The 17095-nt window shown below is 28.9% G+C and carries 19 protein-coding genes and 1 pseudogene; 7 read left to right on the forward strand and 13 right to left on the reverse strand.

The window, feature by feature from the left end; genetic code table 11:
• Positions 1–66: 66 nt before the first annotated feature.
• The 3 genes from dnaK to CAMP18498_RS04310 are packed head-to-tail and all read right to left on the reverse strand — an operon-like array spanning position 67 to position 3240.
• Positions 67–1929, reverse strand: coding sequence for a molecular chaperone DnaK (gene dnaK, locus CAMP18498_RS04300; protein ID WP_039628415.1), 1863 nt, complete (start codon positions 1927–1929; stop codon positions 67–69).
• Between the two features lie 22 nt (positions 1930–1951).
• Entirely contained in the window at positions 1952–2461 is a 510-nt protein-coding gene (grpE, locus tag CAMP18498_RS04305; RefSeq protein ID WP_337197743.1) for a nucleotide exchange factor GrpE, read from the reverse strand.
• On the reverse strand, positions 2458–3240 hold the full coding sequence (locus tag CAMP18498_RS04310) for an HrcA family transcriptional regulator (RefSeq protein ID WP_337197744.1): 783 nt from the start codon (positions 3238–3240) through the stop codon (positions 2458–2460). The genes grpE and CAMP18498_RS04310 overlap by 4 nt, the downstream gene beginning before the upstream one ends.
• 239 nt (positions 3241–3479) lie before the next feature.
• Here CAMP18498_RS04310 and CAMP18498_RS04315 point away from each other — a divergent pair, with 239 nt between their 5' ends.
• The gene (locus CAMP18498_RS04315; RefSeq protein ID WP_256374638.1) at positions 3480–3611 is read left to right on the forward strand and encodes a hypothetical protein; all 132 of its coding nucleotides are present in this window, start codon (positions 3480–3482) and stop codon (positions 3609–3611) included.
• Here CAMP18498_RS04315 and CAMP18498_RS04320 read toward each other — a convergent pair.
• From CAMP18498_RS04320 to CAMP18498_RS04340, 5 genes are read right to left on the reverse strand one after another with little or no spacing between them, the layout of a single operon-like run.
• Positions 3600–4229 (reverse strand): hypothetical protein, encoded by a 630-nt coding sequence (locus CAMP18498_RS04320; protein WP_337197745.1) that lies wholly within the window; start codon positions 4227–4229, stop codon positions 3600–3602. The genes CAMP18498_RS04315 and CAMP18498_RS04320 overlap by 12 nt on opposite strands.
• Complete coding sequence (locus CAMP18498_RS04325) at positions 4226–4462, reverse strand: hypothetical protein (RefSeq protein ID WP_337197746.1); 237 nt, start codon at positions 4460–4462, stop codon at positions 4226–4228. Before CAMP18498_RS04325 ends, CAMP18498_RS04320 begins: the two co-directional genes overlap by 4 nt.
• Positions 4446–5498, reverse strand: coding sequence for a DHH family phosphoesterase (locus CAMP18498_RS04330; protein ID WP_337197747.1), 1053 nt, complete (start codon positions 5496–5498; stop codon positions 4446–4448). Before CAMP18498_RS04330 ends, CAMP18498_RS04325 begins: the two co-directional genes overlap by 17 nt.
• 9 nt (positions 5499–5507) lie before the next feature.
• Positions 5508–7667: a flagellar biosynthesis protein FlhA gene (gene flhA, locus CAMP18498_RS04335; RefSeq protein WP_263678690.1), complete on the reverse strand. Its 2160-nt coding sequence runs from the start codon at positions 7665–7667 to the stop codon at positions 5508–5510.
• On the reverse strand, positions 7660–8064 hold the full coding sequence (locus CAMP18498_RS04340; RefSeq protein WP_337197748.1) for an Rrf2 family transcriptional regulator: 405 nt from the start codon (positions 8062–8064) through the stop codon (positions 7660–7662). The genes flhA and CAMP18498_RS04340 overlap by 8 nt, the downstream gene beginning before the upstream one ends.
• Positions 8065–8242: 178 nt before the next feature.
• On the opposite strand from CAMP18498_RS04340, the gene rpsO reads away from it, so the two are divergent.
• Complete coding sequence (gene rpsO, locus CAMP18498_RS04345; RefSeq protein ID WP_039618506.1) at positions 8243–8515, forward strand: 30S ribosomal protein S15; 273 nt, start codon at positions 8243–8245, stop codon at positions 8513–8515.
• Between the two features lie 188 nt (positions 8516–8703).
• Here the strand turns inward: rpsO and CAMP18498_RS04350 are convergent, their stop codons facing one another.
• From CAMP18498_RS04350 to ilvC, 5 genes and pseudogenes are all read right to left on the reverse strand, one after another.
• Positions 8704–9597, reverse strand: coding sequence for an RsmB/NOP family class I SAM-dependent RNA methyltransferase (locus CAMP18498_RS04350; protein ID WP_337197749.1), 894 nt, complete (start codon positions 9595–9597; stop codon positions 8704–8706).
• Positions 9584–9970: a Holliday junction resolvase RuvX gene (gene ruvX / locus CAMP18498_RS04355; RefSeq protein ID WP_337197750.1), complete on the reverse strand. Its 387-nt coding sequence runs from the start codon at positions 9968–9970 to the stop codon at positions 9584–9586. The genes CAMP18498_RS04350 and ruvX overlap by 14 nt, the downstream gene beginning before the upstream one ends.
• A pseudogene (locus CAMP18498_RS04360) lies at positions 9967–10733 on the reverse strand (DNA-processing protein DprA). Before CAMP18498_RS04360 ends, ruvX begins: the two are co-directional and overlap by 4 nt.
• Complete coding sequence (locus tag CAMP18498_RS04365) at positions 10720–11787, reverse strand: divergent polysaccharide deacetylase family protein (RefSeq protein ID WP_337197751.1); 1068 nt, start codon at positions 11785–11787, stop codon at positions 10720–10722. The pseudogene CAMP18498_RS04360 and the gene CAMP18498_RS04365 overlap by 14 nt, the downstream one beginning before the upstream one ends.
• Before the next feature lies 1 nt (position 11788).
• On the reverse strand, positions 11789–12811 hold the full coding sequence (gene ilvC, locus CAMP18498_RS04370) for a ketol-acid reductoisomerase (RefSeq protein WP_337197752.1): 1023 nt from the start codon (positions 12809–12811) through the stop codon (positions 11789–11791).
• A gap of 109 nt (positions 12812–12920) precedes the next feature.
• Here ilvC and CAMP18498_RS04375 point away from each other — a divergent pair, with 109 nt between their 5' ends.
• The 5 genes from CAMP18498_RS04375 to rpsR all read left to right on the forward strand — a co-directional run bounded on the left by CAMP18498_RS04375 (position 12921) and on the right by rpsR (position 17089).
• Positions 12921–14861 (forward strand): ribonuclease R family protein, encoded by a 1941-nt coding sequence (locus CAMP18498_RS04375; RefSeq protein ID WP_337197753.1) that lies wholly within the window; start codon positions 12921–12923, stop codon positions 14859–14861.
• Positions 14854–15819, forward strand: coding sequence for a DNA polymerase III subunit delta (holA, locus tag CAMP18498_RS04380; RefSeq protein WP_337197754.1), 966 nt, complete (start codon positions 14854–14856; stop codon positions 15817–15819). The genes CAMP18498_RS04375 and holA overlap by 8 nt, the downstream gene beginning before the upstream one ends.
• Before the next feature lie 93 nt (positions 15820–15912).
• On the forward strand, positions 15913–16287 hold the full coding sequence (gene rpsF, locus CAMP18498_RS04385) for a 30S ribosomal protein S6 (protein ID WP_012661658.1): 375 nt from the start codon (positions 15913–15915) through the stop codon (positions 16285–16287).
• A 3-nt stretch (positions 16288–16290) separates the two neighbouring features.
• Positions 16291–16818, forward strand: coding sequence for a single-stranded DNA-binding protein (locus CAMP18498_RS04390; protein WP_337197755.1), 528 nt, complete (start codon positions 16291–16293; stop codon positions 16816–16818).
• Between the two features lie 10 nt (positions 16819–16828).
• Positions 16829–17089 carry a 30S ribosomal protein S18 gene (gene rpsR / locus CAMP18498_RS04395; RefSeq protein ID WP_039618521.1) on the forward strand — a complete coding sequence of 87 codons (261 nt, stop codon included), beginning with the start codon at positions 16829–16831 and terminating at the stop codon, positions 17087–17089.
• Positions 17090–17095 lie beyond the last annotated feature (6 nt).

Raw genomic sequence — 17095 nt, forward strand, 5'->3', positions numbered from 1 at the left:
AACTTATGATATTAATTTTCCTCCTTTTTAATTAGTCCAAGAATAAGATTATTCTTGGACTAATATTTACTCAACTTCAGCATCGATTACATCATCATCTTTTTTCTTTTGAGCGTTTGGTTCTTCTTTTTTATACATATTTTCTGCTAATTTATGAGAAACTTCGCTTAAAGCTTTCATTTTGCTTTCAATTTCTTCTTTAGAAGCATTAGCATTTTTCAATGTCTCTTTTAACTCATCTAAAGCTTTTTGAATATTTGCTTTATCATCATCGCCTACTTTATCTCCAAGTTCACTTAAAGATTTTTCTACTTGATGTACTAAGCTATCAGCAGCATTTCTAGCTTCTACTGCTTCTTTGCGTTTTCTATCTTCTTCTTTATGAAGCTCTGCATCTTTTACCATGTTGTTGATTTCTTCTTCACTTAGTCCGCTTGAACCTGTGATTTTAATCTCTTGAGCTTTACCTGTAGCTTTATCTTTTGCACTAACTGTTAAAATACCATTTGCATCAATATCAAAAGTTACTTCAATTTGTGGCATACCGCGAGGTGCTGGTGGAATTCCTTCAAGATTGAAATTTCCTAAAGATTTATTATCACGGCTAAATTCTCTCTCACCTTGTAAAACATTGATAGTAACTGCGCTTTGATTATCTTCAGCAGTTGAGAAAACTTGCTCTTTTTTAGTTGGTATAGTTGTACCTTTTTCGATGATTTTAGTCATCACCCCACCTAAAGTTTCAATACCCAAAGAAAGTGGAGTAACATCAAGCAATAATACATCTTTAACATCACCTTTAATAACTGCACCTTGAATTGCCGCACCTATTGCAACAACTTCATCAGGATTTACTGATTTATTAAGCTCTTTTCCAAAGGCTTTTTTAACTTCTTCTTGTACTAGTGGAACACGAGTAGAACCACCCACCATAACGATTTCTTTTACTTCACTTTTATCAAGTCCTGCATCTTTTACTACCTCGTTAATCTTACTAATAGTTTCAGCAACTAAACCATCAATCATACTTTCAAATTTAGCTCTTGTTAGAGTTTTAGTTAAGTGTTTTGGACCACTTGCATCAGCTGTGATAAATGGTAAATTAATATTAGTTTCATTAGCTGAACTTAATTCTTTTTTAGCATTTTCAGCTGCTTCTTTTAATCTTTGTAAAGCCATTACATCGTTTTTAAGATCAATACCTGTTTCATCTTTAAACTCATTTGCTAAAAAGTCGATTAATTTATTATCAAAATCATCACCACCTAAAAATGCATTACCACCAGTTGCCAAAACTTCTACAACATTATCACCTGTTTCAAGCACAGTAACATCAAATGTACCACCACCTAAATCATAAACTACAATTTTTTCACTTTCTTTTTTATCAAGTCCATAAGCCAAAGCTGCTGCAGTTGGTTCATTGATAATTCTTAATACATTCAATCCTGCAATTTGCCCTGCTTCTTTTGTAGCTTTTCTTTGTGCATCATTAAAATACGCTGGAACAGTAATAACTGCATCTTCTACTTTTTCGCCCAAGAAAGCCTCTGCATCTTCTTTTAATTTCATTAAAACTTTTGCTGAAATTTCTTGCGGAGTATAAATTTTACCTGCTATTTCAATCGCACAAGCTCCATTTCTTTCTGTGATATGATAAGGTAAGCGATTTTTAGCTTCTTTTGCCGCTTCTTCATTGATCATTAAACCCATAATTCTTTTTATAGAATAAATAGTTTTTTCAGGATTAGTAACCGCTTGACGCTTAGCGCTATCTCCAACTAAAACTTCACCTTTATCTGTGAAAGCAACTACTGAAGGAGTAGTATTTTTACCTTCTTTATTTGGGATAACTTTACTCTCACCTCTTTCATACACACTCACACAAGAATTTGTTGTACCTAAATCTATACCTATAACTTTTGCCATTTTTTATCCTTTTTATTAAATTTTATTTTGCAACACTAACTTTTGCTGATCTAATCACTCTATCATTCATCATATAGCCCTTTTGTAAAAGCTGGACAATATGATTGCTTTCATGATCAGCACTTTCAACATGAAACATCGCTTCATGTAAATTTGGATCAAACTCACCATCTGCTTCTATTACTTTAACCATATGTTTTTCAAGTTTTTTCAAAAGCAAGTCTAAAGTGTTTTGAATCCCTTCTTTGATTTTCAAACTTATTTCATCATTAGCTTCTACATTAATAGCCGCCTCTAATGCATCAACTACATCAAGCAAATCTTTAGCAAAACTTTCATTTGCATAAATTGTTGCTGAAATTTTTTCTTTTTCCATTCTTTTTTTGATATTTTCAAATTCAGCATTTGCTCTTAAATAAGTATCTTTTAACTCATTATACTCTGCTTGAAGTTTTTCTAATTCATTGTTTTGACTTTCTGAATTTTCCACTGCTTCTTCTTGCATTTGCTCATTTTGCTTTTCTTCGCTCACGCAGCCTCCTTTATAATATTTAACATTGTTTTAAAATCAGAATACACACTACCGGCAAAAACCATATTAGATTCTTTGCCTAAAAATGTACTCTTAAGCTTTAACCCCATAAAACCTTCTTCAAACAAAGGATCAAATTTCAACTTATCGTTAAAATAAAATCCAATTTGAGGAGATAAAAGCTTAGCAAATTCATCATTTTGATAAATTTGGTAAGCTTTACTCTCATTATATCTATAATAAACCATAGCTTCTTTTAACATGGCAATTTTTTCTAACAACTCTTTAAACTCAATTCTAAAAGCTAAATTTTCAATACTTTTTAGATCAAGTCCTATAAGTCTTTGTAAGAAAATTAAACTATCTTGACTAAATCTTAAAACCAACTCATTTTGTCCAAAATCAAGTATGATAAATTTATCATTAACCTTGGCAATATCTTGTAAAATAAGTTCATCGCCACCATAAACTAAGGTATAAATTTCAAACTTATCAAGTAAAAACTCTAGTAAAGTAAGATCATTAATCACAATCTCATCTTCACAAAGTTGCTCACACCAATAAGCCTTCATAGCAGTAAAAGTTGGTATACGACCACTGCTAATATGAAGTTGTGTTAATACACCCTCATCGCTTAATTTTTTAAAATAAACTCTTATAGTAGAAGCAGGTATACTAACTTTATGATTTAACTCATTAGAACCCACAGGGTTGTTACCCTCTAAATAAGTCTCAATGATAGTTTTTAAAATTAAATCTTTTTTACTATAAGACTTCACTATAAAACCTTAGTTTTTTAATTTAGCACTCAATGTTTTTAAGTGACAAAATAATTATACAACTTTAGTATAATAATGTCAAGTTATTTTTAAATAAAAATATTTAAAATAATTTAGTCTATATAACTAAAGTTTATTTAGCCATTTATATATAATATACAAAAACTTATTTTTCAGTTTTTTTAAAAGAAAAGATAATATAATTGCGTCTAGCAATATTTTTTAAAAGGTTTATAATAATGAAAAATCTTACTTTAAGAGAAAAGCAAGATCTTGAAGCTTATGTATTTTCTAATATAGAAAGAAAAAAAATGGCTTTGAGTAGAATTTTAAAGTTGTATTATTTAAGATTTTTTAGATTAGTTTTTTAATTTATATTTTCTCATACCCTCTTTTGTGAAGGATAAATCTTTAAAATCAGGGGATGAGATTAACTCCATACAAGTTTTATCCAAATTTTCCATTCCGCTTACTTGCATACTAGCTTGCAAATTTTCATCTAAATACAAATCAAAAACTACACAAGCTTGATTATTAACCTTGTAAAGAATTTTTCCGCCTTTTTTCTCATCTAGTTCATACGCTTGCAATTCATTGTTTTTACTCATTTTCTTAATTTCATTTGCAAAAGATTGATGTAAGGTATAATAAATCATAAAATCACGCATAATATTTTTAATATCAGCAACTTCTTTTCTTAGTTTTGATAAATCTTTAGCATATAAACTTATAAATTGCGTATTTAAGTACTCACTTAGACTTTTTTCGTTTAAATTTTCACACAATGGATAAATTTTAACCACGAAAGCCTTATTTTTAGTAAGCACTATATCCACGCAAGCTTGTTTGTTTTGTTTGTATTCTAAAAATAAAGCTTGACTTGAGCTTAAATTTAGCGTGTTTTGTTTATTGTAAGTAAAATCACTTAAATCTTCATAGATATTTGCATAAGAAAAAATTCCTATAAAAAGCAATAATAAATTTTTCATTCAAATAAATCTTTATGATGAATTTTTAAGTACTCTACTACTTCTAAGATCTCATCAACTCCTTCTTTTTGGGTATTTTGACAAACCTCATCAACACAATCAATATAAACTCCAATTGCTTTTTCTAATTTTACTCTTTTTACCCCAGCAAACAAGAGCATTGCTTCTAAAACTATACTTAATTCATATTGTAAATTTTCTATTTCTTCTTTAAAATCATGATTTGTTTTCATTATTTTCCTTTAATTCTTTACTTTTAATTAAATCTACAAATTGTGCTTTTATAAAATCATAATTAGAGCTATCTTTATACGCAGCAAACAATCCTCCACTAGCATTTTTATGCCCTCCCCCATTAACCAAGCTTTTAGCCATCAAACTCACATCGATTTTATTATTTGCTCTAAAACTCAAGGTTTTTCTTGAACTAAGATCAACGAAAAAATCAAAATCTGGATTTTGCATTAAAAAATCATTTCCAATTACAGAAGTATTGCCTATATTTGAAGTTAATAAACCTTTACTTCCTTTATAAAATACACTAAATTTTTCTTTATTTACACTTAGTCTTTCTACTACGAATTTAGAAATTAAATTGCTTAAAGTATCATCATTTTCTTTTTTAAAAAAAGATTTTTTTAAGCCATGTAAATCATCATCTAAATTAATATGAGCATTTTTTTGGTGAATATATTTTCTACAAACATCAAAAAGATAAAAAAGATATTTGATATTTTCTTGCACAAACATTACCCTATTGATTTCTTTTGCTCCAGAAACCATACCAAGCAGTACTTTTCCAAGTTCAAAATTCTCATCTTCACTCAACCAAATATCTACTGCATTTACCACATCTACAAATTCTGACAAAGCTTTATTTTCGCCATAACATTTACTAAAAAAATCATAAACAATCTTAGTAGCACATCTTTTATCATCTAAAAAATACCAAGGATATTTTTGCATACATTCTAAGCCACTTTGATGATGATCTAAAAGTAAAAGTTTGATTTTTTTGCCTTCTATGGCTTTTTGAAAATCTTCACATTGACTTAAAGTTAAATTTAAATCCGTGATTAAAATCACAAATTCTTCATTAGGATTTTGCTTTAAATCTTCCTCTATATTTTTAAAAATCACATTAAAATTTTCATTAATCTCTTTACCATAATTAGAATTATAAAAATAACAATTCTTAAAATAAAAATCTAGCACATACTGACAAGCATAGCCATCTAAATCTGTATGTGAAAGATGATAAATTTTCATATTTTTCCTTTATAAATTATCAACTTTTATGATGCCTTCTGTTTCAAATTTGGTATTTTCTGCAATCTCAGCAAAACTTAAAACCGTAATATTAATACCAAAATTAGAACAAATATCAGCGATAAATTTTCTAAGTTGTGGCTCAACACAAAGCAAGAAAGGTTTAATTCTTGTATTTGCCACACTTGCAAGTTCAGCTTTTAAAGCTTCTACTAAAGCACCAGTTTGAGCTACATTTATCATTAAATGATACGAACCATCTTTAAACTGTACATGCTCCATTAATTTTGCAGCCGCAGCTGCATCAAAAATATAAAAGCTAATTTGCCCTTTTTCATCCACATATAAATTTGTAATCGCTCTTGCTAAAGAAGCTCTTACATGCTCAATAATCATATCCAAACTCTTACTTACTTCAGCTATATCACTAATTGATTCTAAAATTGTAAGCATATCTTTAATAGGAATATGCTCTTTAAGTAAAGCTTTTAAAACTTTTTGAATCAAACCTATACTAGCAACTCTTAAACAATCATCTACTACGATAGGATAATCATTTTTGATTTTATCCAATAAATTTTGAACCTCTTGTTTGGTTAAAAGCTCTGAAGCATTAGCTTTTATAAGCTCACTCATATGAGTTGAAATCACACTTGCTGGATCAATTACAATATAGCCATTTAGCGTTGCCTCATCTTTTAAAGATGATTCTATCCACAAAGCATCAGAATTAAAAGCAGGTTCTTTAGTAGCTATACCCTCGATAGGCTCAGTGATAAATCCACTATCCATAGCCAGATATTTATCTGGATAAATTTCAGCACTAGCTATACCCACACCTTTGAGCTTGAAAGTATATTCATTAGGCTTTAATTGTAAATTATCTCTAATTCTAATTTTTGGCATCAAAAAGCCTAAACTTTGAGCTATATTGCGTCTTGTTGATCTAATACGCTCTGTTAATTCACTTTCTGCTAATTTAATAAGTCCATAACCTAATTCTAATTCTAAAATTTCTAATTTTAAAATATCTGTGATTTTGTTTTCTTCTTCTTTTAAAATTTCTTCTTCACTGCGTTTTTGAGGTTTAGCTTGCTCTTGCTCGTCAGCTTCTTGGGATTTTTTAGCCGAAATTGTATTGATTTGAATTTTACCTTCTTGTACTTGTTTTATCATATAACCAAGACCCAAAAACACCAAAGCCATAAAACCCAAAGAAAAATGTGGTAAACCAGGCACTAAAGCAAAAATAAATAAAACAAAACCTACGATTAATAGTGTTTTGTATTCTCCCAAAAGCTGATTAATAGAACCTTCAGCAAAATTATCCTCATCTTTACTAGCACGCGTAATGATAATTGCAGTTGCTGTTGAAGTGATAAGCCCAGGAATTTGAGAAACAAGTCCATCACCTATTGTTAATATAGTATAAGTTGAAGCACATTCTCCAAGCTCCATATCATGCTGAAAATAACCTATCATAAAACCACCAATTAAATTTACAATAGTAATGATAATCCCAGCAACAGCGTCCCCTTTTATAAATTTAGAAGAACCATCCATTGCTCCATAAAAATTTGCTTCGGCTATAATTTCTTGGCGTCTTGCGCGTGCAGTTTTTTCATCAATCAAACCTGCATTTAAATCCGCATCAATAGCCATCTGCTTACCTGGCATTGCATCAAGGGTAAATCTTGCTTGAACCTCAGAAACCCTTGTACTACCTTTGGTTACAACCATAAAATTAATCAAAACCAAAATACAAAAAACAACCATACCTATAACATAATTGCCACCAACAACAAATTCACCAAAACTTGCTACTATATCACTAACAGCTGCTGGACCTTGATGACCCTCACTCAAAATCATACGCGTTGTAGCAATATTAAGTGAAAGCCTAAAAAGTGTGATGATCAAAATCAACGTTGGAAAAGTTGTTAAATCCGTAGGCTTTGGTATATACAAAGAAATTAAAATAATTAAAACAGAAATGGCAATACTTAAAGCAAGAAAAAAGTCTAAAACTATACTTGGTAAAGGCACTATAATAATTGCTAAAATTGCAATAATTACAGCTACTATAGTTAAACTTTTTGCCTTTAAAATAGGTGCAACAAGCGGAGCAACCCAAGGTAATACTAAGCTAAAAATATCTCTTTTAGCCATTATTTTGAATAATATCCTCTAAGGTAATAGAAACTAAAAAATCATCGATTTTATTTTGAAGTTTCACTAAAACTGGCATAATTTTGCAATTATCCTGTTTTTGAGAAGGACAAATTCCATTACTACATTCAAAAACATTAATAGATTTTTTCTCTACACTATTGATAATTTCTTTTAAAGTGTATTCACTTGGCTGCTTAATAAGCGCAAAACCACCCTTAGCTCCCTTGTAAGACTTCAAAAGTGCATCTTTAGCAAGAGCTTGTAAAATTTTTGCTAAAAAACTTTTAGGTATATCTAAGACATTTGACATAGTATCTACATCTTGCGCTTCTTGAGATTTTGCTATATGAATTAAAGATAATAAAGCATATTCGCTAGCTTTGGTAAATAACATTTGTTCCTTTCAAGTTATAAATATAATATATTATTTTTGGTTATTAATAAAAATTTTTATTATATCAAAAATAAGTATCGATAAATATTAAATTTCATATTTTTTAAATTTCAGCATTTTTTTTGTTTTTTTAGTTATAATTACACTTTTTATTTTAATACCGCTCAGGAGGTCTATTATGGCTTTAGATTCGGCTAAAAAAGCAGAAATAGTTGCAAAATTTGCTAGAAAAGAAGGAGATACAGGTTCTCCAGAAGTTCAAATCGCACTTTTAAGTGCAAGAATTTCAGATTTAACAGAACACTTAAAAATCTACAAAAAAGATTTTTCTTCTCGTTTAGGTCTTTTAAAGCTTGTTGGTCAAAGAAAAAGACTTTTATCTTATCTAAAAAGAAAAGATTATCAAGCTTACACTAAATTAATCAGCGAATTAAACTTAAGAGATAAATAAGCCTCGTGCTTATTTATCTTTATATATTTTTTATTATATTTATTTACTACTACTTTAATTTAAGATTTTAAAATTTTGATATTTTATTCACAAGAGTTTCACAATGTGATTTTAGCTTCTAAGCACCTAAAAATAGCACTTTAAGTTTTATGAATAAAAATATTTTTCACATTTAAATTTATTGATTTTTAAAGTTTTTTCACTTTTGCTATAAAAAAACCATCTGCATAGTCATCTGGCAAAACTCTTTTGGCAAATGATAAATCAAACTCATCACTTTTTGAGTAAATAAAATTAACATTAGCTAAATCAAAATCAAGCAATTCTAATTCAAAATTTTCGTTTCTTAATGCATTCTCTAAAACCGCTTCATTTTCTTCTCTTAAAAGTGTACAAGTGCTATACACCAACTCGCCACCATATTTTAAAGCTAGCAATGCTGAATGCAAAAGTTTTTTTTGTAAATTTGCAATTTGCTTAATTTCCTTTGTATTTTTTTGTATTTCAAAACCCATTTTTGCAAAAGTTGAGCAAGGCGCATCAAGTAAAATTTTATCAAATTTCAAAGGACAAGCCTTGCCTATAGTACGTGCGTCTTTTAAGAAGCATTTTACAATTTTAACTTGATAATTTTCCATAGTTTTTTTTAAGGTAAAAAAACGTGTTTTAGATAATTCACAACTTGCTAAATAACCCTCATTTTGCATAAAATTAGCTAAATTTAAGCTTTTTCCACCAGGAGCTGCACACATATCTAGCACATTCTCACCAGCTTTAACACCCAAAGTTTTAGCGCATAAGTATGAAGAATAATTTTGTATATAAAACTTGCCCTCATTAAAAGCTTTCATTGAGCTTAGTTTGCTTTTAAAAATACTAGGTATTTTATAACAATACAAATCAATTTTTTCAAATTTTATATTTTCATTATTTAAAATTTCTTCTAGCTTTTCATTATCAATAAGCAAGGAATTTCTAAAAATATTGACATATTTTTCTTGATTAAAACTTTGAAAGATTTGTTCTTTTTGCTCTTTTGTATAAATTTCATCTAAAGCTGTATTTAAATCAAGCAAGGCCATAAAAATCCTTTAAAAATAAATACGCAGCTAAAGAATCGAGTTTACCATCTTTTTTCTTTAAATTCACCATGCCAAGTTCTTGTGCATTTTTAGAACTAAAACTCTCATCGACAAAAAAAATTTCTTTGTCAAAATCAAGTAAGGATATGAAATACTCTATCCTTTTTCGCATTTCATCTTCACTAGATCCACCCAAAGGAACTCCTACCACTAAAGCATTTACATCATACTCTTTGATATATTTTTTTACCTCATTTGCTGCTTGATTGCGATTTTTTCTAATAATAGCTTCAAGTGGCATAGCTATACTTTTATTAACACACAAAGCAACACCAATACGCTTTAAGCCTATATCTAATGCTAAAGTTTTCATAAGCAAGCTCTTATTTTTACTCCAGATATTTCTACTAAACCCTCAAGTTCATACTCATAAACTCTATCGCCAAATTTTTTTAAAACTTTTTCTAAATCATCTTCATGCTTTAAAAAACTTAACAAATCATCTTCACTTTGTTCATGATGAAGTTCTCCTAACATTCTTACAAATTCTTCAAAATCATGAATTAAATTTGCCTTTTTTGTGGCTAAAGCAAATTTGTTCCTTCGCTTTCATTTTTCCTATGAGGTAATACATATATAGGTTTATTCATACTTAAAGCAAGTCTTGCACTTTGCATAGAACCACTTTTTAAATCAGCTTGAGCTATTATAACAACCTCGCTTAAAGCAATAATAAGTCTATTTCTTAATAAAAAATCATAGGGTTTTGCCTTGTAATTTCCTTCATTTTCACTTAAAACCAAAGCATTTTCATAAATATTTAAAATTTCATTTGTGTTTGCTTTTGGATAAATCTCATCAAGCCCATTAGCAAATATAGCTATGGTTTGAGGATAAGCTATTTTAGCTACTTGGATATCAACCCCCAAAGCATCGCCACTTACCACACAAACCTTAGTTTTTTTTAACAAAGTCACCAATTCAACAAGACAATTTTTAGTATACACACTCATTTTTCTAGAACCTATAACAGCTACTTTTCTAGCATTTAAAAGCTCTAAATTACCTTTATAATAAATCTTTGAAGGTGAATTTAAAAGATTTTTAAAATCTTCAATATTCTCAATAAATTTCATTTAAATATACAAGCTCAACTGAATTTAGCAAATCTTTACTTTGCACCAAAGCCTTAAAAGTCTTTTCTCTTGGATGACCAATAGCGATAGCAAAACCTTTCTTTTTTGCCTCTTCTACTGCTTGTCTGAGTTGGTTTTTAATATATGTTATATCATCTTCATTATCCAAAAAAACATCTCTAGCTATATAAGGCTGTTCAAAATAGCTTACTAAATTTTTGGCTTTAGAATTTCCTATGGTTCTTGAATCAACAAAAATAAAATCATTTTGTTTAAAGGCACTAAATAATTTTTCCATAGCCTGCTTATTTGCAGTAAATAAACTTCCTGTATGGTTGTTAATAAATTTTACTTTTGGAAATTGCTCTTTTACAAAAGCTACGCGCTTGCTTATTTTTTGTATATCATCACTAGGGTGCAAGGTATTTAATTCTGCCTTGTCATATTTTATAGCAGCAAGAGGCAAATGCACCATAAAAAAGTCAAAATCCTTTGCAAGCTCAGCTGTATAAGGATGGCGTTTATCAGGTGGAAAAAAAGATGGGATTAATTTTAAATTTGTTTTTTTAAGCATATCTACATGAGTGTGACTTGCCATATCATCTATAATAATTACTAAACGAGGCTTGGTATTTTTTTGCACTAGGATTTGAGTTTTATTATCCTCGTTTTTATCTGATATATTTTGCTCTTCGTTGTTTAATTCTTTGCTTGTATTTTGATCTATTACTTCTAAAATTAAAGTTTGATTATCCTCTTTAGTTTGATTTAACTCTGTATTTATAGGATTTAAATTTAAAATTTCACTAATATTTTTATCTAAAAATTCTAATTTTTCATTTTCTAAAGTCAAATTTATATCATTAAAACTAAAATTGCTTTCTTGCTCTTTTGTAGGTAGCAATGGTTCTTTTTTGACTATGGTTTGATTATAATCTAAGGTTTTCTTTTCTTCTTTTTTTAAAAACAAAGCTCCAAATGCAAAAAGAAAAATTCCAATTACAACAAGACAAAGCGCTAGAAGCGCTTTGTATTTTTTATTTATAGTTTTCAAATTAGTTTTTATCTTTATCAACTAATTTTTTAGCGCTAATCCAAGGCATCATAGCACGAAGTTCGCGTCCTGTTTTTTCTATCAAAGAATCATTCATCAATTTACGCTCTGCGTGCATTCTTGCAAAATTTGCTCTTCTTTCTAAGATAAAATCTTTAGCAAAACTTCCATTTTGTATGTCTTTTAAAACACCTTTCATAGCCTCTTTAGTTTCTTTGGTAATAATCTTAGGTCCTGTGATATAATCTCCATATTCAGCTGTATTAGAAACAGAATATCTCATATCAGCAATACCGCCTTGATAAATCAAATCTACAATTAATTTCATTTCATGTAAGCACTCAAAATACGCCATTTCAGGTTCATATCCTGCTTCAACTAAGGTTTCAAAACCAGCTTGGATTAAAGCACTAAGTCCTCCACAAAGCACCGCTTGTTCGCCAAATAAATCTGTTTCAGTTTCAGCTTTAAAAGTCGTTTCTATAATACCTGTTCTACCACCACCTATAGCACTAGCATAACTTAAAGCTAAATTTTTAGCATTTTTACTTTCATCTTGGTGGATAGCAATTAAACAAGGAGTACCACCACCTATACTAAATTCATGCCTTACAGTATGACCTGGAGCTTTAGGAGCTATCATAATCACATCTATACCTTTTGGAGCAACAATCTGTCCATAGTGGATATTAAATCCATGTGCAAATGCTAGAGTTTTACCTACCTTTAATTCAGGTTTAATTTCCTCATTAAAAATTTCACTTTGAATTTCATCAGGAGCTAAAATTATAATCAAATCTGCTTCTTTAGTAGCTTCTTTTACACTTTTTACTATAAAATTTGCTTTTTGAGCTTTTGCCCAACTTTGTCCACCCTCTTTTAAGCCTATGATCACTTCTACGCCACTATCTCTTAAATTCATAGCATGAGCATGACCTTGAGAGCCAAAACCTATAATAGCCACTTTTTTTGATTTTATTAAATTGATATCACAATCTTTATCATAATAAATTGACACAGCCATTATGCACTCCTAAAAAATTAAAATTAAAGCAAAGATTATAACTAAAAAATATAAATTTAATCCTTTTATGATAAAATTTAAGTTTTGAAAAATTACTATAAAGAGTATTATGAAAGAATTATTTAATCAACTAAGTTATGGTCTAAATGCTAATGAAATTACCAATAAAAACAAGCAAATAATTAGAGAATTATTAACTTGTGATATTATTAAATTTTATAAAAACAAATATTATTTAAAAGATGGCTTTACTTTTGGTAAAATTGATATTTCTGTTAATGGAACGGGATTTTTAGAAAGTTTTGATCCTGCTTTTAAGCGTGATTTGCTCATAGAAAATAAAAATTTAAAAGGAGCAAATTATGCTGATATAGTTGTGGCAAAATTACTCCCTCTTAAAAAAAAGCGTCCAAGCGCTAAAGTTATTTTAATACTTAAAAGAGCCCACGAAACTTCTTTAGTTATGACTAAAAAATACGGCGAAGCAGTCCTTGGAGTAAATATTCAAACAGGACTTACATGTGCCTTAAAAGCCTCTCAAAAATCCTTAAAAGCTCTGCCTTTAGGAACTATTTTAAAAATAGAAAATCATAATAATAATATCACTGAAGTGATAGGGCATATTGATGATGATTTTGTGGATGAAAAAATTTCCTTAGCACTTTTTAATAAAAATGCAATTTTTGATAATTTATGTGAAAATGAAGCAAAAGCTTATGGAGATAAAGTTGATGCAAGTATGTATCCATCAAGAAAAGATCTTAGAAATTTAAATTTTTGTACCATTGATCCAATTGATGCAAAAGATTTTGATGATGCAATTTATTATGATAAAAATGAACATGCCATTTATGTAGCCATAGCTGATGTAAGCGCTTATGTGCATGCTTATAGCGCCATTGATAAAGAAGCAAGATCAAGAGGTTTTTCGATTTATTTTCCTCATATTGCCATACCTATGTTGCCAAGAGCTTTGAGTGAAAATATTTGCTCACTAAAACCTAATGAAGATAGATTAGCATTTTGTTTTAAAATAAACTTAGATCAAAACAATGAAGTGATTAAAGAAGAGCTTTTTGAGGCTATTATTAACTCAAAACGCCGTTTTAATTACGATGAAGTTGATGAGTATTTACAAACACAAGAAGATTTAGGTGTGATTAATTGGCTTTATGAAGTTTTTAAAATCACTCAAAATTTACGAAAAAAACGATTAAAAAATGCTTGTGAGTTTAAAACCCAAGAGCTAAGAATGACTTTAGATGAAAATAATAAACTCATAAAAACACGCCTTGAAAATGACACGGCCTCGCATAATTTAATCGAAGATTGTATGCTTTTAGCTAATAAAGCTGCAGCAAAACTCATTGATATAGGAGTTTTTAGAAATCACTTAAGTCCTGATTATAAAAAAATAGATCAATTACTAGTTGATCTTTCAACGCTTAGTATAGATATTAATCCTAAAAATAATGTCATAGAATTATTTAAAGACATTCAAGTCTTAGCAAATGAGCTAAATATAAGAGAAGAAGTAGATAAGCTCATCATCAAAGCGCAAAAAAAGGCAGAATATTCTAGTGAAAATGCTGGACATTTTGGCTTAGGTTTTGATAAATATACCCATTTTACAAGTCCTATTAGAAGGTATTCTGATCTTATTTTACATAGACTTTTAAAAGCCAAAATCAACAATGATGAAAAAATGTTTAATTATTTACTTTTGAATATACAAAGCACTTGTGAGGAATTAAGCTTATTAGAAAGAGAGGCGGATAAAGTTGCTTGGCATTTCATGGATAGAAAATTTGCAAGATGGGCAAAGGAAAATATAGGAAAAAGATTTAAAGCTTTGGTAGTAGAAAATCAAAGTTCATTGCAAGTAAAATTAAATGATGAAATTAAAGGAGCTTTGATTACCATCATAGGTTCAAGGGCAAATTTATTAGAAAATGTAGAAGTAGAAATCACTGAAGTGGATATTGTTAGTGCCAAAATTTTTGGCAAAATCACCAAGCATTTTAGTTTAGAAAGAAACCAAAATGTATAAAAATCAACTCCAAAGCTTACTTAATAGCAATAGTTTTCCTAATTTTTTCTTGCTTTATGGAGCGGATAATTTCCAAATAGAACTTTATGCTAAATTTATTAAAGACAAATACTCTTTTGATGAGAGTTTAAGATTTTATTTTGAAGAATATGATTTTAAGCAAGCTTATGATTATTTATCTAGTGCTTCTTTATTTAGCGAGAGAAAACTACTAGAAATCAAAACTCAAAAGAAAATCCCAAGTAAAGAACTCAAGCAACTTTTACAGCTTTGTCAAAATTCGCAAGATAATTATTTTTTACTTGAAATTTACGATGAAAGCTCCAAACAAAGTGAAGCGGAGAAAATTTTTGCTAATAATTTTTGTAGATTTTATAAGGTAAATTCAGCTAAAGAAGGTATGGAATTACTAGCTTTAAAAGCTAAAGAATTAAATATCAATATCACTCAAAATGCTCTTTATGCTCTTTTTTATAATTTTAATGAGAATTTATATTTAGCAGCTAATGAGTTAAATAAATTTAGTGGTTTAAATATCGATGAAAAAATCATTCAAGAGCATTGTTATAGTTTAAGTACTATTAGCTTTGAAAGTTTTTTTGATAAACTGATGCAAAAACAAGATTTAAGAAACGAACTTGAAAATATTTTAGAAAATTATAATGAAATAGCATTGATTAATGCCTTATATGCAAATTTTTCTAGACTTTTTAAAATTGCATTACATGTTAAAATTTATGGAAATTTAGATTTAAAAGAAATTTTAAGCTATGCCCCGCCTATTTCTGTAGCACAAAATCTTCAAAAACAAGCTCTTATGATCAAAATATCACAATATAAAAATATCTTTTTAATACTTTGTAATTGCGAATATGAATTAAAAAAGAATTCTAAAATAGAAAAAAAAGAGTTTTTAATCGCAACACTTTTACAACTTAGTTCCATATTGAAAAGTTAAATTAAGAAAACTTATGGTAAAATAAAATTTGCATTTTATGCAAAATCCTTGCCTAAAAAAATTTTAGGCTTTATATCCATAAGGAGAAATTAAATGAGACATTATGAAGTTTTATTCATATTAAAACCGACACTTACAGAAGAAGAAGTAAGTGCTAAGTTGGAATTCGTAAAAGAAGTCCTTACAAAAAATGGCGCAGAAATTGAAAGCGTAGTTCCAATGGGAACAAGAAAACTTGCGTACAAAATTAAAAAATACGAAAGAGGAACTTATTTTGTGATTTATTTCAAAGCTCCTACAAATTTAATAGCAGAGCTTGAAAGGGTGTTAAGAATCACTGAAGAAGTAATTAGATTTTTAATCGTAAAATATGAAAATAAAAAAGAAATTGCAGCTTGGGAAAAACTAAGCAAAGGTATCAAACAAAATAAAAAAGAAATCAAAGCTAGTGAAAGTACAGAAGGCTAATTAATGTTTAATAAAGTCGTTTTAGTAGGTAATCTTACAAGGGATATAGAGATGCGCTATGCTCCATCAGGTAGCGCGATAGGCTCTTCTGCTATAGCTGTAACAAGAAGATTTAGTACAAATACAGGAGAAAAAAGAGAAGAAACCTGCTTTATCGACATTAGTTTTTTTGGTAGAACAGCAGAGATTGCTAATCAATACCTTAACAAAGGTAGTAAAGTTTTAATTGAAGGTCGTTTGAGATTTGAGCAGTGGAGCGATCAAAATGGACAAAATAGATCAAAACACAGTATTCAAGTTGAGAATTTAGAAATGCTAGGTTCAACTGTACAAAATAATCAACAAAGTAATTTTGACAATCAAAATTATGGTTATAATCAAAATTTTAATCAGCAACAAAGTTTTGACCCTTATGCTCAAGTACAAACTAGAACAAACCCATCTAATACTTATCAAAATCCTCAAAAGGAAGTTCCTATAAAGGAAATTGATATTGATAAATATGATGATGATACAGAATTACCATTTTAAAGGAAAAAACATGGCAGAAAAAAGAAAATATTCACGTAAATATTGCAAATATACAGAAGCTAAAGTTGATTTCATCGACTATAAAGATACAGCATTGTTAAAACATGCTTTATCAGAAAGATTTAAAATCATGCCACGCCGTTTAACAGGTACTAGCAAAAAACACCAAGAAATGGTTGAAGTTGCTATTAAACGTGCAAGACATGTAGCACTTATCCCTTATATCGTAGATAGAAAAGAAGTTGTTACCAATCCTTTTGAGGGACTATAATTATTA

Origin of the sequence: Campylobacter sp. W0066.2, assembly GCF_024723515.1 — a bacterium.
In the GTDB taxonomy this organism is placed as follows: Bacteria; Campylobacterota; Campylobacteria; order Campylobacterales; family Campylobacteraceae; genus Campylobacter_D.